We start from the raw sequence: 21558 nt of genomic DNA, 5'->3' as shown, positions 1-21558 counted from the left end.
TCCCCCGGCCGGCTGCGGATCCTGAGTCCTGACGACGTGGCCTAGCAGATGCCGGTGAGCTTGGTGTCGCTGTACGGGGTGCTGTCGGAGGAAGTGGTGACGATGTGACAGCCGGGCTGGACGTCGTCGACGCGCAGGAATCCGTTGTCGTAGGCGGCGGCGACGCTGTTGCCGTCCATGAAGACGCTGGTCGTACCCTCCGTCCCACCGGGCAGATACACCGAGGAAGTGGTGTTGGCCGGGACGTTCACGCTGATGTCGACGCGACCGCCGCTGGTGGTGTCGAAGGCCGCGCCGATGGTGCCGTGGTCGGTGGGCACCGTGACGTCGGCCCAGGTGACCGAGGTGGGCTGGGGCTTGACCTGGAAGGTCGCAAAGCCCGGTGCGGTGGGCCGGATGCCATCGCGCCGGAGGCCCTCCTCAAGGAGAGGGGAGACTTCATGCCCGCGGCTCTCTTCGACGCGGAACGTGCGCTGGGCCTGATCGGCGAGTTCCTCGACGACGTCGCAGATGACTACTCCCGCCCCAGTCGGCGCGGTGACGATACGGCTTCGCGCGAACGTTAGTGCAAGTAATCGATCCTGGTGGGTGGAGTCCCGGCCGGTAAGGGTGGAGGAAGACATGTTGGAGCTCGTCGATGTCGTGTGTCACCAGTGCAGGATCAAGTTCGAGCTGCTCGACGCCCCGGGCCCCCGGGAGGCCTGGTGGAAGTTCCTGGACGAACACGCCTACCACCCGGTGGAGCTGATGTGGGAGCACTCCGAGGCCCGGGACAGGATCGACATCGACTACATCCATGTGGACAGCGACATCGAGGGCGACCCCTCGTTCGCCGAGTACGCGGGCGACTGGCCGGGCCGCCCGCTCGCCCTGCAACCCCGGCCGATCGCCCGGGCGGTCGCCGAGATCGTGCGGCGCGCCTTTGACGCCGTGGACGCCCACGAGTGGCAGGCCGCACCAGCCGACGAGGCGGCGGCCGAACGAATCATGCAGTACATGGACTTCGCACCCCGCCCGGTGAACTGGTCGACGACGCCGCCGTACTCGGCCGGCTCGCCGCGGTGGAGGCGGCGCTGGAGCAACTGCGCCGGGCGACCACCGAACCGCTCGGCGACCACTTCGGCACATTCCTGAACGACGTCCTGCACGCCCTGCCCACCACGGCGGATCTCCCCCCGGACGAGCTGCGCGCCGAGAGCGGCCCCCTGGCCACGGACAGGGAGACTCCCGCCAACCGGGCGCGCTGGAGGCAGGCGTACGACAAGTGACCGATAGCGCGGGGTCTCAAGCGGCGTGGTGGCCAACCGGCGGTGCACCGTGATCCTGGTCAGCGCCGCTTCTTCGGCGATCTGACGCCGGCCTGCGTCGGCGAAAACGTGCCGGGCTTCTTCACCAACGATCCGAGGGGGTTCGATGCAGCCGGTCCGGCCGCCACCGACGGCGCCGGAGTCACCGGCGACCGATCAACACTGCAGGTCATGCCACCGTAGCGGCGGCGGCGCTGTTGCGGAGAAAGACCGCGAAGGCCTGGGCGGCGGGGGTGAGGGCGTGGTCGCTCATGCGGACGAGAAGGATACGGCGCACCGGGCCGGCGGGTTGCAGCTTCAGGATGCTGACACCGGCTCGGATGCCTTCCAGGGCAAGGGTGGGGGCGAGGGCGACGCCGATGCCGGCGGCGACCATGGCCTGGGCCTCCTGGTAGTCGTGGGCCTCGTAGGCGATCTGCGGCTCGAAGCCGGCTGCGTGGCAGCTCCGGGCTAGGGCCTCGGCCACCGGGTGGTGGTCGGCGCGGGTGATCCATGGATCGTTCGCGAAGTCCGCGAGGGCGGCCGAAGGGCGGTCGGCCAGGGGGTGGCCCTGGGCGACGAGGAGGGCCGGGGGGTCGTCGGCCAGTGTGGTGACGGCGATGTCCTCGCGGTCGATGCGATTCCAGTCGTAGTCCCACATCAGGGACATCTCGATCTCCCGGTTCTCCAGCATCGCCCACAGGCCCGCGATGCGGGCGCTGCGCACGGTCAGCCGTACGTCCGGATGCGCTTCCCGGAAGGCGATCACGGCCCGTGGGAGGAGGGAGGCTCCGACGGTGGGGAAGGTGCCGACCCGGAGGGTGCCCGCGCGCAGTCCCGCGAAGTCGGCCAGCTCGTTCTCCGCGGCCGTCAGTTCGCGCTCGATCCGCTCGCCCCGTTCGGCCAGCGCGCGGCCCGCATCGGTGAGCGTGACGCCCCGCGCATGGCGCTCCAGCAGGGGCTGCCCGGCTTCTGCTTCCAGGCGGCTGACCTGCTGGGACACCGCTGACGGGGTGTAGTTGAGGGCTCGTGCGGTCGCGGTGACCGAGCCCCGGCGGGCGACCTCGGTGAAGAGCAGGATGCGTCGGACGTCGAGCATCACACCACCTCCAGCGTTAACTTCACCTTAATACCCGTGCAGATTTCCGAGATTGTACTTCACGCTTCGCGCGCCCACTGTGGATCGCATCCCGCACGGAAGTGCCGTCGGGGTTTCCACGAGGAGACCGTTGTGTTGCGTCTGCAGGGCGAGATGATCCGCGGAGGAACCAGCAAGTGCTGGATCTTCGACCACCATGACGTGGTGGCGACCGGCGTGGACGCCGACACCCTGCTGCTGGCCGCCTACAACGCCGCCGACCCCCGCCAGATCGACGGCGTCGGCGGTGCCTCCTCCACCACCTCCAAGGCGGCGATCGTCCGGACCTCGACGAAACCGGGCATCGACGTCGAGTACGCCTTCGCGCAGGTCGGCATCGGCGACGAGCGCGTGGAATGGGCCAGCAACTGCGGCAACTGCGCGACCGCCGTCGCCCTGTACGCCGTCCACAACGGTCTGGTGCCGATCACGTCGGACTCCACCACGGTGCGGATGCTCAATGTCAACACCAAGGCCCGCCTCACCGGCACCATCCCCACCCCGGGGCGGACGGCCTTCGACGAGGGCACGGCCGCGGTGCCCGGCACCGCCGCGCTCGGGGTTCCGGTCCTGCTCGGTTTCGAGGACCCGGCGGGTTCGACCACGGGCCGCACCCTGCCGACCGGCCACGCCGTGGACACCCTGACCGGCCCGGCCGGCAAGATCGAGGTGTCTCTGGTCGACGCCGGCGCCCCGGCCGCGCTGTTCGAGGCCAAGGCCTTCGGCCTGCAGGGCACCGAGTCCCTGGCCGAGTTCGCCGCGGCAGTGCCCGCGCTCACCGTGCTGCGCCGTCAGGCCGCCCTTGCCATGGGCCTGGCCAAGGAGAACGATCCCGTCAGCCACGCCGTGCCGAAGGTCGGCGTCGTCGCCCGCCCCGCCGCCTACCGCACCACCGACGGCACCCCGGTCGGACCGGACGAGTACGACCTGGCCGTCCGCATGGTCTCGATGCACGCCCCCCACCCGGCGATCGGTCTCACCTCGGCCGTCGCGCTGGTCACCGCAGCCGCTACCCCCGGCACCCTCGCCCACCGCGTCGCCCGGCAGACCGCCGACGGCACGCTGCGCCTGGGCACCCCGGCCGGTGTCATCACCGCCCGAGCCGTCCCCGCAGCGGAGGGCGCGTCCCCCACGGTGCTGCTGCACCGCGCCGCCCGCCGCATCGCCCGAGCCGAACTCCTCGTTCCCGTCCTGGAAGGACGCCCCGTATGAGCCGCAACGACGCCGCCCCGGGCACCGTCACCACTCCACCCGGCCGCATCCGCCGACTGCTGTCCCTGCTCTACGTCCAGTGCCTCATCGGTGTCTTCGCCGGAGCTGCCGTCGGCTGGCTGTGGCCGTCGTTCGGAGCCGACCTGAAGCCCTTGGGCGACGGCTTCATCGCGCTGGTACGCATGATGATCGCGCCGGTCATCTTCTGTACCGTCGTCCATGGCATCGCCTCCATGGGCAACGCGCGTGCCGTGGGCCGAGTCAGTCTCAAGGCCCTGATCTACTTCGAGGTGCTGACGACCGTCGCCATGGTGATCGGCCTGGTCGTCGTCAACCTCGTCCAGCCCGGCGTCGGACTGCACGTCGAGGTCTCCACCCTCTCCACCGAGGGCCTGCCGCCGGAGGCGACCCAGAGCCACGAGAGCGTCGCCGCGTTCGTCCTCTCCACGATTCCGGACACCCTCATCAGCGCGTTGACCGGCCACGAGATCCTGCCGGTGCTGCTGGTCTCGGTCCTGTTCGGCTTCGGGCTGAACGCCGTCGGCGAGGCGGGTGCGGGGATCACCCAGGGCATCGAGAAGCTGTCCAAGGTCCTTTTCACGCTCATCCGATGGATCATGCGGCTCGCCCCGATCGGCGCTTTCGGCTCCATGGCCTTCACCATCGGCAACTACGGCCTGGACACCCTGCGGCACCTTTTCCTGCTGGTCGGCTCCTTCTGGCTCACTGCCCTGTTCTTCGTCCTGGTCGTCCTCGGGACGGTCATGCGCATCAACGGCCTGCGTCTGCTGCCCTTCCTCCGCTACATCAAGGAAGAGCTGCTGATCGTCCTGGGTACCTCGTCCTCCGAGCCGGTGCTGCCGCGCATGATGGCCAAACTGCAGCACGCCGGAGCCTCCAAACCGGTCGTGGGCATCACGCTGCCCGCCGGATACTCCTTCAACCTCGACGGCACCGCGATCTACCTGACCATGGGCTCGGTGTTCCTCGCCCAGGCCCTCGGCATCGACCTCAGCCTCACCCAGCAACTGTCGATGCTCGCCGTCATGCTGCTCACCTCCAAGGGCGCCGCAGGCGTCACCGGCTCCGGCTTCATCGCCCTGGCCGCCACCCTCAGCGCCGTTCCGCACGTCCCCGTCGCCGCCCTGGCGCTCATCTTCGGCGTCGACCGCTTCATGTCCGAGGCCCGTGCCCTGACCAGCGTGGTCGGCAACGGCGTCGCCACCCTGGCGGTAGCCAAGTGGGAGGGGGAACTGGATGAGGACCGCGCCAGGGCCGTCCTGCGCGGCGAGATTCCGTACACCTCCGCCCCCGAGGCCGATCACGCCCCCGCGCCGCACGCCGATCCCGCACCGGGTGAGAAGGCCGGGGACGCCGACGTCAAGGAAGCGGCCGGAACGGACCGCGCCCCCGTGCCGGCCGTCGGCTGACGTACCCACACAGCCGGTCCGGAGTTCGAGCTCTGCGGGCTCCGGACCGGCTCTTCTCGTGATCAGGAGCACGGGTAATTCGGGGGTTCTGGAGTCATTGCCGAACTGAAGGTGCAGGTCAGCGAGTTGGTGACTGGTGACGCGGTTGGATTCGCCCAGAGACGCGATTTCGGGAATCCCCTGCGCCGGCCTGGGCTTGCTCCGTCTGGTCCTTCAAGTACGTCCTCGCGCGCGAGCCGGACGATCCCGGCTTCCATCACAGTGTGCTGCCCGACTTCCGCGACCGGCTGGCCCAGGACGACCGTGTCGATACGCTCCTCGACGTCACGCTGCCCAGCCCGACCATGTCCTCACACGGACATGGTCGGACCGTGGACCGCCGAGGGCCATGTCCGGAGGGAGGGTGTGCCGGTTCGAAGTGGCAGCTGGTTCAGACCTCCTGCGCGGCCTCGGCCGGCTTACCGGGCGGACGGCTTCGGAAACCAGGCCAGTGGCGATCCCGCAGGGCCGTTTCCTGTTCGGGCAGTTTCCTTGTCCCCCGCCCAACGAACCGCCCCGGAGAAAGCGTCGCCCCCAGGCCGTCTCCGGACTCCAAACTCGCGAGCAGCGGATTCAGTCCGTTCAGGCAAAGTTGACGATCCGACAGGAAACAATGAACGTTTCCTCAGCGGAGTCCCTGACCGGAGGAGCTGGCCACCGCCCTCCTCGCCCGAAGTGGAGCCGCACAGCGTTTTCGCAGGTGAGCCGCCTGATCGCAGACCAGCGCGCCGTTAAGCCCGTTCGGAAAATCTCGTCCAGCACTCCAGCGCCTGGTCTGCGACGAGTTCAGCGGGGCAGCGCCCGGCGTGCACTGGTCGCGCCCCCCGCTCGCCGGGTGCTGTCGATGACCGCGTCCGCGATGCCCCCTCGGCGCCGCGAACACGGCCGCTTCGTGATGTCGGCACCTGCCTGACAGGCGTCTGGCCGCAGGTCAGCGGAGCCGGGCGGTCAGGTGATATCGGCCCGAGGGCAACTTGTACGAGGCCACACCGTCCTTGTGGCCGAGGAGACGCACCCCGTCCACTCGGGCCAGCGGAGTCCGTCCTTCGCGGACGGCGTCGGCGGAGATGACTGAAAGGCGCAGCGTCGCCTCGCTGTTGGCGGGCACGAGCGCGTCGTACACAAGGCTCCCGCCTCCGTCCTCCATCTTCCACTCGCTCCTGATCTCGCCGTACGGCGACTCGTGCGAGCCCGACACCTGCGTGATCCTGGCGGTGGGATCGATGTGGGGTTGCAGGACGAAGTGCTGGAAGCCGCGAAGATCGCGGTGCGGGCGGCGGCCCGGCTGGGCCAGGAGAGGGCAACGGCGAACGTCTCGATCAGAGCGCGTCAGCATGACCCGTGGCACAGCGCCCCATACAGGATCCAGAAGGACGCCTGACCGTGTGTCGTTGTCCATGCACGTCCAAAATGTGGCAGCTCAGCGGACTCCGGCGGCATCACGTGGCACGAACCGCATGTGCGGGAACGCCGGGTCCGGGCGAGGCTCGCCCGGCGGCAGCACGGGAGCCAGCGCCTCGAAAACCCGCTCCATCACCTGGTCCGTGTACCCGCCCAGAGTCTCCGAAGCCTGCAACAACACACCCCCCGCCCGCAGCGGGACCACCCGGTGAAAGGCTCCCGAGCTCTCCAGCGCCGCGGCACCGCCGAGCCGTGCCGCCAGCTCCGCCGGACAGACCGTCGCCCAGGCATAGCCTCGCAGGAACTGTCGGCTCTCGCGGAGTGACGTGCGCTTTTTCCGCCGAAGTACGGCATCAAGGTTGGTGAGTTCGTTGAAGTTGCGCCACTCGATGCGGCCGAAAGCGGGATTGCTCGCGTCCAGAGCTGCGTGCAGGAAGTCCACCAGCCCCGCGCAGGATTCGGCGTCGTCCGGGGCGTCCACGCCCACCGAGGCCGACGCCCGCCACATGGAACCCTCCCCGAGGGCGTGGTAGGAGCTCGTCCGGCCAAGTTCGGACAGTTCCCCGCGGTAGCTGAGAAACAGGATGTCGGCCGCCCAGGGGAACATGGCGAGCCCTTCCTCGAACTGCTTCCAGGTCTCGCCGACACGGGGAAAGCGGCGCGGACTGTCGTCGATGTGCTGTGTGACATGTGCTCGGGAGACAACCTCACCGCCCCCCTTCGCCTCCGCCTCCACCAATTCTTCGAACAACTGCACCCACGCGGCCCGGAACCACTGCACCAACGATTCGCCCGGGCCGTCCGGCGCCGCAGTATCGAACGAAGCTTCGATATAGACGCTCATTCCACTCACCTTCCTGGCGCCTCAGCAGGCCCCGCCCAGCACGCAGGCCGGACCCTCGGACAGGACTTTCCCGGCGCCCCAAATGGTCGCCCACGCCACGCTGGCGACCATAGCCGCCAGACCATACTTGCCAGCATCCACCTGCGGGCCGCTGACCGGTGGCCGCTTTCAGTCCCGGCGGTTCACTACCAGTGGCGGGTCCGGCGTTCCTGCTCTACGACGAGGTCCAGCAGCCGACGGATGCGCTCGCACAGAAGTTGCGCGCGACCGTGTACGGCTCCCCGCTCCTCAACCGTGCTTCCTTCCTCGAGGACCACCCCCTGTCCAGTGGGCCGCTCGGCATGTCGGTGGAGACCAGCGGCGACCGGCTGGACGGGCACGACCTGGTCGTCGTGATCGGCGCCGAGGTGTTCCGCTACTACCCCTACGTCCCGGGCCCCTACTTGTCCGACAGCACGGAATTCCTCCCGATCACCGGCAACCCTGCCGCCGCGGCAGCGGCCCTCATGGGCGACAGCCTGCTCGGGGACCCAGGACGGCGATCGAGCAACTACAGGACATGGGCGCCCGGGGGGGCCGCGCGGACCGCTCCAGCGCCAATGGCGCGCCCCCGGGTACTCTCCCAAGCACCGAACAGCCCGCCGACGCCCCTGAGGTCTACGCCGTCCTGAGCAGCGTCAAGCCTGCCGACGCGGTGATCGTCAACGAGTCGACCTCTCGACTCAATCCGATGAGGCCGAGAGCAGTGCAGCGTGGCCGACTCAACTCCGGAACACTCCATTCCGGTTTCCTCACGTCCAGTCAGCGTCCAGAATTCAGCGCCCAACCATCCGCAGGAGTCATGCGACACAGACCCAACCGCCGAGAAAAAGGACATCAGTACAGGTCAGGGCCACTCACATCACCAGCACTGGCAACGAGGCTGAACTCACGAGCAGCGGATCCAGTCCGTCCAGGCGAAGTTGACGCCCCGGCACCCAAAAATGAACGTTCCCGCAGGTCATAAACCTGCACAGGTGGGGCGGGTGGGACTCGAACCCACGGCCGACGGATTATGAGTCCTTTGAGGATCTTGGCGGTCCTTGCCGATCAATGCCGATTCACACCGTTCTTGCAGGTCAGACGTGCCGATCCGTGTCAGCCCTTTGCAGTGCTTGTCGGTCTGTTCCTGTCCTTGTGGCCCCTCAACGGCCCCTGGAGGTCGATGCGTTCGACGGTCGTCACGGAAGCAGCCATGTCCGCACAGTTCAGCCAAGGGGATAGAACCTTCGCACAGCGGATTTCCCTTCCAACGCGCAGAGGCCCCGACCCTCTACTCCGGGCGGAGCCTCTGCGGCCATTTCCGCAGGCCAAACGCTTGCTCGTCACCCTATCCAGCTCAGTCGCCTTCTCCCAGAGCGAGCTGACGGGATCGGGCGGACGTCTGACCCTCGGGTGGTCGGCCCTGTGTCGGTCGACTGCGGTCAGGCTTCCGGACGCCGTGCCGCCGGCTGATCGCTGCTGCCGTGCGCCAGCGAGGCGAGAATCCCCTGGCGGCAGACATCGAGGATTTCGTCCGCCAGCGGAGAATCATCTGGGCACGCCCGCGACAACACGATCGCGCCGATCGAATGGGCGAGCATGTCGATCACCGTGGTGCGGGCCGCGCGCTGGTCCGCATCCCCCGGCGTAGCGCTTTGGGACTGAAGGGCCGTCAGCAGGTTCTCGATCCCGGCGGCGAACTCTGTTCTGAGGTTCGCCGGCTGACGTGCGGCGTCGCCGCTGAGGGCCGCGATGGTGCAGCCGTCATCGCGCCTGTCGCGATGCTCCCGGGAGACGTAGCTCTCGACGAACTCGGCGGGGTTCAGACCTTCTGTCCGTGCCGCGGTCTGTGAGAGCCCGGTTGCGGACGCTTCGGTCATGAGGTCGGCCTTGGAGCGGAAGTGCTTGTAGAACCCGCCATGGGTGAACCCGGCGGCTGCCATCAGTTCTGCCACGCCGACACCGTCATAGCCGCGCTCGCGGAACAGCCTGGCGGCTGTCTCGACGATGTGCGCACGGTTCTGCTCCGCCTGCGCCTTGGTCACTCGCATGGCCGGCCTCCCCTTCCACGATCGATACTCGACGGTCAAGCATACATAGATGTCGATCGACATCTAAAGGCTTGACTTTTTAGATTACGAACGTCATCGTATTGCTCATCCCCACCAGAAAGGCTCAGGCCATGAGCGATACGCATGCCACCGCACCGACTCGGTACATCGAGGTCGACGGCGACCGGTTCGCCTACCGCCGCTGGGGCAAGCCCTCCGGCGTCCCGATCTTCCTGGTCCAGCACTTCCGCGGGGGAATGGACCACTGGGACCCCCTGCTCACCGACAGCCTGGCCGAAGGCCGAGAGGTCATCCTTTTCAACGGGCGCGGCATCGCCTCCTCATCCGGCACCCCGCGCAACCGGATGGAGGACATGGCCGACGACATCGCCGTGGTCATCCGGGCGCTGGGGCTGGAGCAGGTCGATCTGCTCGGCTTCTCCATCGGCGGTTTGCAGGTGCAGGAGGTCGCGCTGCGCCACCCGCAGTTGGTGCGCAAGCTCCTTCTGCTCGGCACCGGCCTGCGCGGCGGGGACCCGACGATGGACCCCAAGGTGCCCGAGGTGGCTCTGAATCCGGTCCACAGCCTGGAGGACTTCCTCTTCCTGTTCTTCGGCCGCTCCGAGGCCGCGGTCGAAGCCGGCCGGGCCTTCTGGGAGCGACGCCACCAGCGGGCCGACCAGGACCCGCCGAGCTCGCCCGCAGTCGGGCAGGCACAGTTCGAAGCGTTCACCGCCTACGGGGAACCGCTGCCCGGCGAGAACCCCTACGCCTTCCTGAACGCGATCACCCAGCCGACACTGGTCCTCAACGGCACGAACGACGTGATGATCGCCTCGATCAACTCCTGGCACCTCGCGCAGAACATCCCGAACGCCCAACTGCTGATCTACCCCGACGCCGGGCACGCAGCGCACTTCCAGTACCCCGAGCGGTTCCTGAAGCACGCGCTTCAGTTCCTCGACGAGTAACCAGCCGCGCGCGAAAGGCGAACGGCACGTCCTGGGCGTGTCCCCCACCCCCGAAGAACCACTTGAGTGGGGCCCGGGGTGGCGGCCAGCGGCCGGCTGGACGAGTGAAGGAGGGCGCGGGGCCCGATACGGGCGAGAGCGCAAGCAGGAGACGCGGCGGCGGATCATCGAGACGGCTGGGCGTCGGTTCAAGAGCGACGGGATCGACGGTTCGGGGATCGCCGCGCTGGGTGGCCCAATGCCGGTCGCTCTTGTGGGGGCTGGACACGATTAGCCCCGCCCCCGGCGGCTGTCAGAACATCGTGTTGTCGTTGGCGGCGGTCTCGGGCACGGCCTGTTCGGAGCTCCAGTGCTCGACGATCCTGGCATCGCGGACCCGGAAGAGGTCGATGACCGACCGGCCACGCTCGCCCGGCGTGTCGACGTAGTGGCTGTGCAAGGTGGCTGTGCACGGCGACCAGGTCGCCTTCGGCGATGACGCGTTTCGGTGTGACACTCGACTGCGGGAACTTGTCGAAGTAGCTGCCCAGGTCGGCCTTGAGGCCGGCCGCGCCGTCGGAGATGTTAGGGCCGTGTTCGTGGTAGTCGGCGCCGACGTAGGCGTCGATGGCGGTCAGGTCCTTGCGGACCAGTAGCTGGTCGACGAACGGCCCTGGCCAGGGCATCCCCGGCGAAGGCATCCTGGTCGAGGCCGACCACGCCGGCAGGAGGGCCATCGCCGGCCCGGTCGAAGCGGGCGCCATGCGTACCCATGTCGAAGCGGTATGCCTTCTCGCCACGGCCGCCAAGGCACCACGCCCTCGGAGTGCGACCGCACCACGGGCAAGGACGAGCAGGTTCGAGACACGGCTGGCGGCGCCGTCGAGGCCGGCACAACACGTGGTCAGTGTGAGGCGGTCGTGAGGAGTGTATGCAGGCGCTCGGCTGGGGTTTCCCAGCCGAGCGTCTTGCGTGGTCGGCCGTTGAGTTCGGCGGCGACGGCGTCGAGGGGCTGCGCTCCAGCTCGGCCGCGATCTTCCTCACCGGCGCCAGATGGTGCGCTGACCGCACATGGCTCAGCCTTGATGAACGCGGTGCGCCGTCCATGGGACCGTTTCCTCTTCGGGCCGTTTCCCTGACCTCGGGCCTGTCTGCCAGACGCACCGGCATCCACGCCGCCTCCAGTGCCGGCCCGGCACTCGACCGTCCGCACGGTGGACGGCAGCTCCATGCCGCCGAACCAGCAAACGGGACCACGAAATCGGCCCGGAAACACTCTCGGCCTGACCCCGGCCGCGCCCTCCCGGCCCCTGTATGGCCCCTGGGTCTTGGGGACGACCCGCAGCGCAGTCGCCCGGACCGAGAGCGGCAACCTTAGACAACTACTCCGCCGCAGGTCAGAGGGGTTGGATCTCCCCGGAACGCTGCCGGACCTCAAACCTACGAGCAGCGGATTCCGTCCGTTCAGGCAGAGTTGACGATCCGACACCCAAAAATGAACGTTCCCGCAGGTCAGAAGCCTGCACAGGTGGGGCGGGTGGGACTCGAACCCACGGCCGACGGATTATGAGTCCGCTGCTCTAACCGGCTGAGCTACCGCCCCATAGCGGCGTGTCGCGTACATGTGTGCGCGCCGTCTGCCGCAGCATAGCCGCTCATACGATCTCCTGCTTCGCAGGGGCGACTTCGCATGCCCTTGAAGACTCCCCTGTGACCTGCGCAGTTCCGTCGGACATGAAAAAGGACCCCATCGGGGGCCCTCCTTCGTCCTGCTCTCCCGACTGGACTCGAACCAGTAACCTGCCGGTTAACAGCCGGCTGCTCTGCCAATTGAGCTACGGAAGATCGAAGCTCCCCCGACTGGACTCGAACCAGTAACCTGCCGGTTAACAGCCGGCTGCTCTGCCAATTGAGCTACGGAGGATTGCCTCGTTGCATCGAACGTAGCTCCCTGGGTATTCGCCAGGGGGCGGGCGCTCGCTGCGACACATACATTAGCGCAAGCAGGGGGGTGCTCCGCCAATCGGTTCCCCTGACACCGATACCGACATCGATACCGACACCGCTACCGACACCGACGTCGCACCGGAGACCTACGCAAGGAAGGGTGGCCGCCATGCGCTACAAGCTCACGTTCGTGGTCGGACTGACTCTGGGGTACGTGCTGGGCACCCGTGCCGGGCGCGAGCGCTACGAACAGTTGAAGAAGTCCGCCCGTCAGGTCGCCCAGAACCCCGCCGTCCGCAACACCGCGGAGACGGCGGCCCAGCAGGGCCGCCAGTTCGCCGGCAAGGCGTACCACGTGGTCAGTGACAAGGTGGGCGACCGAGTGCCGGAGTCCGTGACCCAGCGGGTGCGCTCGCTGAGGGATCGCAACACGAACGGCACCGCCCAGGACGACTGGGGCACCAGCCCCACGTGAATCAGGGGTGACACAACCCACACGCGGGCGCGGGACCGGAGGCACCGGTCCCGCGCCCGCGCGACTGCGCGCACCGTTGCGACGCTACGCCCATAGAATTTCCGCCATGGGGATAGTCGCCGGGTTGGACAGCTCGCCCGAATTCACTCGCATCGTCGTCTGCGACGCGGACACCGGTGCCGTGCTCAAACAGGGGTACGCGCCCCACCCGGTCGAGGGCCGTCCATCCGACGTCGACCCCCAGGCGTGGCTCCTCTCCCTCGGCGAAGCCGCCGGTGGCGGTCTCCTGGAGGGCGTGCAGGCCATCGGCGTGTCCTCGCAGCAGAACGCCGTCGTGCCCCTCGACGCCCAGGGCAACACCGTGCGCCCCGCCATGGTCGGCGGCGACAAGCGCGCGCAGGTCGCCGCGGCCGACCTCGTCGACGCGCTCGGCGGGCGCGAGGCGTGGGCGCAGGCGGTGGGGTGTGTGCCGCAGGCCGCGCAGCCCGTGACCAAGCTGCGCTGGCTGAACAAGACCGAACCGGACGCCGCCCTGCGCACCGCCGTTCTGCTCCAGGCGCACGACTGGCTGGTGTGGCAGTTGCTCGGCCGGCCGGTGAGACGGACCACCGACCGCGGTGGCGCCTCCGGGACCGGCTACTGGTCCGCCGCCGCCGGCGCCTACCGCGCCGACCTCGTGGAGCTGGCCCTCGGCCACCAGGCGATGCTGCCGGAGGTGATCGGCCCGGCGGACGCGGCCGGTACGACCCCGGAGGGGCTGCTGATCTCCGCGGGGACGGGCGAGACCATGGCCGCCGCTTTCGGCCTCGGGATCGGGCTCGGGGATGCCGTCGTGTCGCTGGGCGCGTCCGGGTCCGTGATGGCGGTGCACCACGAGGCGCTCGTCGACAACACCGGGATGATCACCTCCCTGGCCGACGCGACCGGCATGCACCTGCCCGTCGTCACCACCCTGAACGCCGTACGGACCCTGCGCGGGGCCGCCGAGATGCTCGGCCTCGGTGATCTGGAGAGCCTGTCGGACCTGGCCATGAAGTCGACGCCGGGCGCCCACGGCCTCGTACTGCTGCCTTATCTGGAAGGCGAGCGGACGCCGAACCTGCCGCACACGGCGGGGACGCTGAGCGGGCTGCGGCGGGAGTCGATGAAGCCGGAGCACCTGGCGCGGGCCGCGTTCGAGGGGATGCTGTGCGGGCTCGCCGACGCGCTCGACGTGCTGCGCGGGCGGGGGGTCGAGGTGCGGCGGGTCTTCCTGCTGGGGGCCGCCGCCGAGCTGTCCGCCGTACAGGCCGCCGCGCCCGCGCTGTTCGGCGCGCAGGTCGTCGTGCCGCAGCCGGCGGACTACGCGGCGATCGGTGCGGCCCGGCAGGCGGCGTGGGCGCTCGGGGTGTCGCAGGGCACCCTCGACCCGCGCACCCCGCCGATGTGGCAGGGCCCGGCCGGACAGGTCCTGGAGCCGGGCGAGGAACTGGCGGTGGGGCAGGCGGTGCGGCAGCAGTACGTGTCGGTGCGGGAGCAGACGTATCCGGGGGCCTTCCGCTAGACCCCGGAAGGTAAGAGTCCGGTAGGAGTCGGCGGTCGCGGGGACCAGGAAGGCCATACGAAGCACTGCTGTCGGCTTAATCGGTTGAGGTAACGCCGGTGGAGTGTCCGACGATAGGGGCCAGGGGCAACCACTCGCCCCGTCGCCGACTCCGAGAGACGTAGCGTGCTCATACGACTTCTGCGGACCTATCTCAGGCCCTACAAGAAACCCATCGCCCTCCTGGTGCTGCTGCAGTTCCTCCAGACCTGCGCCACCCTCTACCTGCCCACGCTCAACGCGGACATCATCGACAACGGTGTCGTGAACGGCGACACCGGCTACATCCTGAGCTTCGGCGCTCTGATGATCGGCATCTCGCTGGCGCAGGTGGTGTGCAACATCGGGGCCGTGTTCTACGGCGCCCGGACCGCCGCCGCGCTCGGCCGGGACCTGCGGGCGTCGGTCTTCGACCGGGTGCAGTCGTTCTCGGCGCGCGAGGTGGGCCAGTTCGGCGCGCCCACGCTGATCACCCGTACGACCAATGACGTGCAGCAGGTCCAGATGCTGGCCCTGATGACGTTCACCCTGCTGGTGTCGGCGCCCATCATGTGTGTCGGCGGCATCGTGCTGGCACTCGGTCTGGACGTACCGCTGTCCGCCGTGCTGGTGGCCGTGGTGCCGACGCTGGGCATCTGCGTGACGTTGATCGTACGACGGCTGCGGCCGCTGTTCCGGGCCATGCAGGTGCGGCTCGACACGGTGAACCGGGTGCTGCGCGAGCAGATCACCGGCAACCGGGTCATCCGGGCGTTCGTGCGGGACGAGTACGAGGAGGACCGCTTCCGGAAGGCGAACACCGACCTGACGGAGATGTCCCTCAAGACCGGCAACCTGCTCGCGCTGATGTTCCCGGTCGTGATGACGACGGTGAACCTGTCGTCGATCGCCGTGGTGTGGTTCGGCGCCCACCGCATCGACAGCGGCGGGATGCAGATCGGTGATCTGACGGCGTTCCTCGCCTATCTGATGCAGATCGTCATGTCCGTGATGATGGCCACCTTCATGTTCATGATGGTGCCGCGCGCGGAGGTGTGCGCCGAGCGCATCCAGGAGGTCCTCGACACCTCGTCGAGCGTGGTCCCGCCCGTCGCTCCCGTACGTGAGCTGCGCCGGCACGGGCATCTGGAGTTGCGGGGTGCGGGCTTCCGCTACCCGGGCGCCGAGGAGCCGGTGCTCAAGGCGATCGACCTGGTGGCCCGGCCCGGCGAGGTGACCGCCGTGATCGGCTCGACCGGCAGCGGCAAGTCCACCCTGCTGGGGCTGGTGCCGCGGCTGTTCGACGCGACCGACGGCGAGGTGCTCGTCGACGGCACCGAGGTGTCGACCATCGATCCGAAGCTACTGGCCAAGACCGTCGGACTCGTGCCGCAGAAGCCGTACCTCTTCGCGGGCACGGTCGCCACGAACCTTCGCTACGGCAATCCGGACGCCACGGACGAGGAGCTGTGGCACGCGCTGGAGGTGGCGCAGGCCAAGGACTTCGTCGAGCGCCTGGAGAACGGGCTCGACTCCCCCATCGCCCAGGGCGGCAGCAACGTCTCCGGCGGTCAGCGCCAGCGGCTCGCCATCGCGCGCACGCTCGTGCAGCGGCCGGAGATCTACCTCTTCGACGACTCCTTCTCCGCCCTCGACTACGCGACCGACGCCGCCCTGCGCGCCGCGCTCGCCGAGGAGACCGCGGAGGCGACCGTCGTGATCGTCGCCCAGCGGGTGGCCACCATCCGCGACGCCGACCGGATCGTCGTCCTCGACGAGGGCCGGGTCGTCGGCACCGGCACCCACCGCGAACTGATGGCGGACAACGAGACCTACCGGGAGATCGTGCTCTCCCAGCTCACGGAAGCGGAGGCTGCCTGATGGCCGGGCCCATGGGGCGCATGATGGCGGGCGGCGGTCCCGAGACCCGGTCGATCGACTTCAAGGTGTCCGGCAGGCGGCTGCTCGCCCAGTTCAAGCCGGAGCGGCTCACCCTCTACGCGATGCTGTGCTGTGTCGTGCTGAGCGTCGGCCTCAACGTGGTCGGGCCGAAGATCCTCGGCGAGGCCACCGACCTGGTCTTCGCGGGCATCATCGGACGGCAGATGCCGGCCGGCGCCAGCAAGGAAGAGGTCCTCGCGGGGATGCGGGAGCGCGGCGAGGGTCAGGTCGCCGACATGCTCCGCAGCACCGACTTCACACCCGGCGAGGGCATCGACTTCACTGCCGTGGGGCACGTCCTGCTCATCGCGGTCGGGGTGTTCCTCGTGGCGGGGCTGCTGATGGCGGTCGCGACCCGGCTGGTCAACCGGACCGTCAACCGCACGATGTTCCGGATGCGCGAGGACGTGCAGACGAAGATGTCGCGACTGCCGCTGTCGTACTTCGACAAGCGCCAGCGCGGTGAGGTCCTGTCCCGCGCCACCAACGACATCGACAACATCGGCCAGACCCTCCAGCAGTCGATGGGCCAGCTGATCAACTCGCTGCTCACCATCATCGGTGTGCTCGCGATGATGTTCTGGGTGTCCTGGCTGCTGGCCCTGGTCGCGCTGGTCACCGTGCCGCTGTCGTTCGTCGTCGCCACCCGCGTGGGCAAGCGCTCGCAGCCGCACTTCGTGCAGCAGTGGCGCACCACCGGCAAGCTCAACGCCCACATCGAGGAGATGTACACCGGGCACAACCTGGTGAAGGTGTTCGGCCGCCAGGACGAGTCGGCCGCACAGTTCGCCGAGCAGAACGAGGCGCTGTACGAGGCCGGGTTCAAGGCGCAGTTCAACAGCGGGGTCATGCAGCCGCTGATGATGTTCGTCTCGAACCTCAACTACGTGCTGGTGGCGGTCGTGGGCGGGCTGCGGGTCGCGACCGGCTCCCTGTCCATCGGTGACGTGCAGGCCTTCATCCAGTACTCCCGCCAGTTCTCGATGCCGCTGACGCAGGTCGCGTCGATGGCGAACCTCGTGCAGTCGGGTGTCGCCTCGGCCGAGCGGATCTTCGAACTCCTGGACGCGGAGGAGCAGGAGGCCGATCCGGTCCCGAGCGCGAAGCCGGAGGAACTGCGCGGGCGGGTCGCCCTGGAGCACGTCTCCTTCCGCTACGACCCCGACAAGCCGCTCATCGACGACCTCTCCCTGAAGGTCGAACCCGGGCACACGGTCGCGATCGTCGGCCCGACGGGAGCCGGAAAGACCACCCTGGTCAACCTGCTCATGCGGTTCTACGACGTCTCGGGCGGCCGGATCACCCTCGACGGCGTGGACATCTCGACGATGTCCCGGGACGACCTGCGCGCCGGGATCGGCATGGTCCTCCAGGACACCTGGCTGTTCGGCGGCACGATCGCGGAGAACATCGCGTACGGCGCCGCGCGCGAGGTCACCCCGGGCGAGATCGAGGAGGCGGCCCGGGCGGCCCACGCGGACCGGTTCATCCGGACCCTGCCCGAGGGCTACGACACCGTGATCGACGACGAGGGTAGCGGGGTGAGCGCGGGCGAGAAGCAGCTCATCACCATCGCCCGGGCGTTCCTGTCGGACCCGGTGATCCTGGTCCTCGACGAGGCGACGAGTTCGGTGGACACCCGTACCGAGGTCCTGATCCAGAAGGCGATGGCCAAACTGGCGCACGGCCGCACGTCGTTCGTCATCGCGCACCGCCTGTCGACGATCCGGGACGCGGACACGATCCTCGTCATGGAGAACGGCTCGATCGTCGAACAGGGCACGCACACGGACCTGTTGGAGGCCGACGGGGCGTACGCGCGCCTGTACAAGGCCCAGTTCGCGCAGGCGGTGGCGGAAGTGGATTAGCGGGAAGGGGTCGTTGGGAAACGACCCCTTCCTCAGTCCAGGTATCCCCTCAACTGGTCCGCGAAGGCGTGATCCCGCAGCTTGTTCAGCGTCTTCGACTCGATCTGCCGTATCCGCTCCCGGGTCACCCCGAAGATCCGCCCGATCTCCTCCAGCGTGCGCGCCCGGCCGTCGGCGAGCCCGTACCGCAGCTGCACGACCTTGCGCTCACGCTCGCCCAACGTCGACAGCACGGCTTCCAGGTGCTCCCTGAGCAACAGGAACGCCGCCGACTCGACCGGGCTCGCCGCGTCGCCGTCCTCGATGAGGTCGCCGAGGGCGACGTCGTCCTCCTCGCCCACCGGGGCGTGCAGGGACACCGGTTCCTGGGCCAGCCGCAGGACCTCGCTGACGCGCTCCGGGGCGAGGTCGAGGTGGGCCGCGACCTCTTCCGGGGTCGGTTCGTAGCCGCGTTCCTGGAGCATGCGACGCTGGACCCGGACCACCCGGTTGATCAACTCGACGACGTGGACCGGGACCCGGATCGTCCGGGCCTGGTCGGCGAGGGCCCGGGACATGGCCTGGCGGATCCACCAGGTGGCGTAGGTGGAGAACTTGTAACCGCGGGCGTAGTCGAACTTCTCGACCGCCCGGATCAGGCCCAGGTTGCCTTCCTGCACCAGGTCGAGCATGGTCAGGCCGCGGCCGACGTACCGTTTCGCGACGGACACGACGAGCCGCAGGTTCGCCTCGATGAGGCGGCGCTTGGCCATCCGGCCCAGGACGACCAGGCGGTCCAGGTCGAGCGCCAACTGGCTGTCCAGGTCGGGGGTGCTGCTCAGTTTCTCCTCGGCGAACAGGCCGGCCTCGACCCGGCGGGCGAGTTCGACCTCCTCGACCGCGGTGAGCAGCGGGATGCGGCCGATCTCCCGCAGGTACTGGCGGAACAGGTCCGAGGACGGGCCGCCGGTGTCGACGCGGCTGCGGGGCTCGGGCGGTTCGACCGGCTCGGTCTCCACGTTCTCGAGGGTTTCCGCGGGCGGGGCGTCCGGCTCCGCCTCGGGGTGGTGCGCGACACGGTTCTGCGGGGGCACCGCGACGAGGGCGTCGGGCTCGGCGTCCTGCTCTGTCGTGTCGCCGGTACTGTTCTCGGTCTGTGCGAGGGTCTGGGTCTGCACGGGGGCGACCTCCAGGATGATCGCTGCCAAGGAGGGCGGCAGCGGTACTTCGGGGGCGGAGTCGGCGGCCTCGCCGCTGTCCGTCCCGTACGCGATGAGCGGAACCGCGGGGGTCTGGGACCCGTTGGGGACGGATCGGCCGCGCTCCGAGGACTCAGGCACCGGAACCCAGTGTGGAGTACGACACACAGCCGCCACGAGGGGCGTGCGGGGACTTTTTGAGTCCGGTCCGTGACCGCCTGGTTACTTTGCCTTACGAGTGCACGGGCCAAGGGTCGTGAAACCACTTGAAAGGCGTACGGAACCGGGCGCTAGAGAGCGGCCGCGCCGCGCTCCCGCAGGGCCTGGCCGTACTGCTGGAGGACCCACAACTCGTTCTGCACGGCGGCCAGGTGGGCCGGGTCGCCGCCGCTGCCGAGGCGGATCAGGGTGCCCTGGATCTCCTGGATGCGGCGGTCGACGGCCCGGCGGCGGACCGTGACCAGCTGATCGCCCGCGTAGTTCTCGTCGACCGTCTTGCGCATGATCGCCTCGACGGCCAGCTCCGTGACCATCGCGCGGACCGCGTCGTCGGGGGCGGCCTCGCGGACGCGGACGAGGTAGTCCTGGGAGTCCTGGACGCCGTACTCCGCGCCGCCCGCGTCCATGATGGCCTGGCGTACCGCCGCGTAGGGCGGGGCGGTGAACTCGTCGATGCCGTAGGCGTCGAAGGCCGGGGAGACCAGCTCGGGGCGCTGGAGGGCGAGCTTGAGCAGCTCGCGCTCGGTGGCGTAGACGGGGTTGCGCAGGGTGAGGGCGGGGCCGGAGACGGCGGGGCGGTGGGCTCCGTCGTACGACGGCTGCTGAGGGCCGCGTCCCGACGGGGCCGGGCCCTTGCCGCCGCGGTCGCGGGCCCAGCGGGCCAGCTGGGCCACCCGCTTGACCACGAACTGGGTGTCGAGGATGCCGAGCATGCCGGCGAGCTGGACGGCGACCTCGTGCTGGGCGCCGCTGTTCTTGATGCGGGCGACGATCGGGGCGGCCTCGTCCAGGGCGGCGGCGCGGCCGGCGGGGGTGTCGAGGTCGTAGCGGACGACGATCTGGCGCAGCGCGAACTCGAAGAGCGGGGTGCGGGGTTCGACCAGGTCGGCCACCGCGTCGTCGCCCTTGGCGAGGCGCAGGTCGCAGGGGTCCATGCCGTCGGGGGCGATGGCGATGTAGGTCTCGGCGGCGAACTTCTGGTCGTCCTCGAAGGCGCGCAGGGCCGCTTTCTGGCCGGCCGCGTCGCCGTCGAAGGTGAAGATCACGCGGGCCGAGCCGTTGTCCATGAGGAGCCGGCGCAGGATCTTGATGTGGTCGGTGCCGAAGGCGGTGCCGCAGGTGGCGATGGCGGTGGTGACGCCGGCGAGGTGGCAGGCCATGACGTCGGTGTAGCCCTCGACGACGACCGCGCGGGACGCCTTGGCGATGTCCTTCTTGGCGAGGTCGATGCCGTAGAGGACCTGGGACTTGCGGTAGATCGCCGTGTCGGGCGTGTTGAGGTACTTGGGTCCGTTGTCCGCCTCGTACAGCTTGCGCGCGCCGAAGCCGACGACGTCTCCGCCGATGTCGCGGATGGGCCACATCAGGCGGCCGCGGAAGCGGTCGATGGGGCCGCGGCGGCCCTCCTGGGCGAGTCCGGAGAGCAGGATCTCCTTGTCGCTGAAGCCCTTGCCGCGCAGGTAGCGGGTGAGGTGGTCCCAGCCCTGGGGGCTGTAGCCGACGGAGAAGTGCGCGGCGGCGGCCTGGTCGAAGCCGCGCTCGGCGAGGAACTGGCGGCCGGTGTCGGCCTCCGGGCTGGTGGCCAGCTGCTCCATGTACCAGTCGGCGGCGATCTTGTGGGCCTCGACCAGGCGGATGCGCTCGCCGCGCTGGTGGGAGGGGTTGTAGCCGCCCTCCTCGTACCGCAGGGTGATGCCGGCCTGGGCGGCGAGGCGCTCGACCGACTCGGAGAAGGTGAGGTGGTCGACCTTCATCACGAACGTGATGGTGTCGCCGCCCTCCTGGCAGCCGAAGCAGTGGAAGAGACCCTTGCTCGGACTGACCTGGAAGGACGGCGACTTCTCGTCGTGGAAGGGGCACAGGCCCTTGAGGTTGCCACCGCCCGCGTTGCGCAGCTGGAGGTACTCGGACACCACGGCGTCGATCGGGACCGCGTCCCGTACCGCCTTCACGTCCTCGTCGTTGATCCGTCCTGCCACGCGTGAAGTCTACGGGGA

General features: G+C 69.0%; 17 protein-coding genes, 3 tRNA genes and 2 pseudogenes. 10 read left to right on the top strand and 12 right to left on the bottom strand.

Features of this window, described 5'->3' with window-relative positions:
• Positions 1-41: 41 nt before the first annotated feature.
• The gene (locus tag D1369_RS28020) at positions 42-623 is read right to left on the bottom strand and encodes an alpha-L-rhamnosidase C-terminal domain-containing protein (RefSeq protein ID WP_007381838.1); all 582 of its coding nucleotides are present in this window, start codon (positions 621-623) and stop codon (positions 42-44) included.
• On the opposite strand from D1369_RS28020, the gene D1369_RS28015 reads away from it, so the two are divergent.
• Positions 622-1134, top strand: coding sequence for a hypothetical protein (locus D1369_RS28015; protein WP_037899909.1), 513 nt, complete (start codon positions 622-624; stop codon positions 1132-1134). The genes D1369_RS28020 and D1369_RS28015 overlap by 2 nt on opposite strands.
• A 342-nt stretch (positions 1135-1476) precedes the next feature.
• Here the strand turns inward: D1369_RS28015 and D1369_RS28005 are convergent, their stop codons facing one another.
• Entirely contained in the window at positions 1477-2385 is a 909-nt protein-coding gene (locus D1369_RS28005; RefSeq protein ID WP_037899911.1) for a LysR substrate-binding domain-containing protein, read from the bottom strand.
• Positions 2386-2517: 132 nt separating this feature from the next.
• On the opposite strand from D1369_RS28005, the gene D1369_RS28000 reads away from it, so the two are divergent.
• Positions 2518-3636 carry a PrpF domain-containing protein gene (locus tag D1369_RS28000; protein WP_037899913.1) on the top strand — a complete coding sequence of 373 codons (1119 nt, stop codon included), beginning with the start codon at positions 2518-2520 and terminating at the stop codon, positions 3634-3636.
• A complete protein-coding gene (gene dctA, locus D1369_RS27995; RefSeq protein ID WP_037899915.1) occupies positions 3633-5066 on the top strand; it encodes a C4-dicarboxylate transporter DctA in 1434 nt (477 codons plus the stop codon). The genes D1369_RS28000 and dctA overlap by 4 nt, the downstream gene beginning before the upstream one ends.
• 970 nt (positions 5067-6036) lie before the next feature.
• Here the strand turns inward: dctA and D1369_RS27985 are convergent.
• Both D1369_RS27985 and D1369_RS27980 read right to left on the bottom strand, forming a co-directional pair.
• Positions 6037-6441, bottom strand: coding sequence for an alpha-L-rhamnosidase C-terminal domain-containing protein (locus D1369_RS27985; protein ID WP_346426744.1), 405 nt, complete (start codon positions 6439-6441; stop codon positions 6037-6039).
• An 84-nt stretch (positions 6442-6525) separates the two neighbouring features.
• Positions 6526-7350 (bottom strand): hypothetical protein, encoded by an 825-nt coding sequence (locus D1369_RS27980; protein ID WP_037899921.1) that lies wholly within the window; start codon positions 7348-7350, stop codon positions 6526-6528.
• Positions 7351-7541: 191 nt separating this feature from the next.
• Between D1369_RS27980 and D1369_RS43435 the strand changes: the two genes are divergently transcribed.
• Positions 7542-8021, top strand: coding sequence for a hypothetical protein (locus D1369_RS43435; protein ID WP_037899923.1), 480 nt, complete (start codon positions 7542-7544; stop codon positions 8019-8021).
• A 792-nt stretch (positions 8022-8813) separates the two neighbouring features.
• On the opposite strand, the gene D1369_RS27970 is transcribed toward D1369_RS43435, so the two are convergent.
• Positions 8814-9422, bottom strand: coding sequence for a TetR family transcriptional regulator (locus D1369_RS27970; RefSeq protein WP_007381848.1), 609 nt, complete (start codon positions 9420-9422; stop codon positions 8814-8816).
• 131 nt (positions 9423-9553) lie between these two features.
• On the opposite strand from D1369_RS27970, the gene D1369_RS27965 reads away from it, so the two are divergent.
• Both D1369_RS27965 and D1369_RS44050 read left to right on the top strand, forming a co-directional pair.
• Positions 9554-10393, top strand: coding sequence for an alpha/beta hydrolase (locus D1369_RS27965; RefSeq protein WP_007381849.1), 840 nt, complete (start codon positions 9554-9556; stop codon positions 10391-10393).
• A 163-nt stretch (positions 10394-10556) separates the two neighbouring features.
• A pseudogene (locus D1369_RS44050) lies at positions 10557-10651 on the top strand (TetR/AcrR family transcriptional regulator); the annotation flags it as partial.
• 34 nt (positions 10652-10685) lie between these two features.
• Here the strand turns inward: D1369_RS44050 and D1369_RS44045 are convergent.
• From D1369_RS44045 to D1369_RS27935, 5 genes and pseudogenes are all read right to left on the bottom strand, one after another.
• Positions 10686-10832, bottom strand: coding sequence for a hypothetical protein (locus tag D1369_RS44045; protein WP_237558098.1), 147 nt, complete (start codon positions 10830-10832; stop codon positions 10686-10688).
• Positions 10833-10857: 25 nt separating this feature from the next.
• Positions 10858-11058: pseudogene (locus D1369_RS44040) on the bottom strand (nuclear transport factor 2 family protein); the annotation flags it as partial.
• Positions 11059-11901: 843 nt separating this feature from the next.
• Positions 11902-11975 (bottom strand) — tRNA-Ile (locus D1369_RS27945).
• 169 nt (positions 11976-12144) lie between these two features.
• Positions 12145-12217 (bottom strand) — tRNA-Asn (locus tag D1369_RS27940).
• A 6-nt stretch (positions 12218-12223) separates the two neighbouring features.
• A tRNA-Asn gene (locus tag D1369_RS27935) sits at positions 12224-12296 on the bottom strand.
• A 192-nt stretch (positions 12297-12488) separates the two neighbouring features.
• Between D1369_RS27935 and D1369_RS27930 the strand changes: the two genes are divergently transcribed.
• The 4 genes from D1369_RS27930 (at position 12489) to D1369_RS27915 (ending at position 18164) form a co-directional block, all read left to right on the top strand.
• Positions 12489-12794: a YtxH domain-containing protein gene (locus D1369_RS27930; protein ID WP_118082660.1), complete on the top strand. Its 306-nt coding sequence runs from the start codon at positions 12489-12491 to the stop codon at positions 12792-12794.
• 106 nt (positions 12795-12900) lie between these two features.
• Positions 12901-14337 carry an FGGY family carbohydrate kinase gene (locus tag D1369_RS27925; RefSeq protein ID WP_205574491.1) on the top strand — a complete coding sequence of 479 codons (1437 nt, stop codon included), beginning with the start codon at positions 12901-12903 and terminating at the stop codon, positions 14335-14337.
• Positions 14338-14502: 165 nt separating this feature from the next.
• Positions 14503-16236 (top strand): ABC transporter ATP-binding protein, encoded by a 1734-nt coding sequence (locus tag D1369_RS27920; RefSeq protein ID WP_007381853.1) that lies wholly within the window; start codon positions 14503-14505, stop codon positions 16234-16236.
• Complete coding sequence (locus D1369_RS27915; RefSeq protein WP_007381854.1) at positions 16236-18164, top strand: ABC transporter ATP-binding protein; 1929 nt, start codon at positions 16236-16238, stop codon at positions 18162-18164. The genes D1369_RS27920 and D1369_RS27915 overlap by 1 nt, the downstream gene beginning before the upstream one ends.
• Positions 18165-18196: 32 nt before the next feature.
• Here D1369_RS27915 and D1369_RS27910 read toward each other — a convergent pair whose 3' ends face one another.
• Both D1369_RS27910 and dnaG read right to left on the bottom strand, forming a co-directional pair.
• A complete protein-coding gene (locus D1369_RS27910) occupies positions 18197-19483 on the bottom strand; it encodes an RNA polymerase sigma factor (protein ID WP_007381855.1) in 1287 nt (428 codons plus the stop codon).
• A gap of 149 nt (positions 19484-19632) precedes the next feature.
• On the bottom strand, positions 19633-21540 hold the full coding sequence (gene dnaG, locus D1369_RS27905; protein WP_007381856.1) for a DNA primase: 1908 nt from the start codon (positions 21538-21540) through the stop codon (positions 19633-19635).
• Positions 21541-21558: the final 18 nt, after the last annotated feature.

It is taken from the genome of Streptomyces sp. CC0208, from assembly GCF_003443735.1.
Taxonomy (GTDB): domain Bacteria; phylum Actinomycetota; class Actinomycetes; order Streptomycetales; family Streptomycetaceae; genus Streptomyces; species Streptomyces sviceus.
This window is presented reverse-complemented; position numbering and strand designations above follow the sequence as displayed.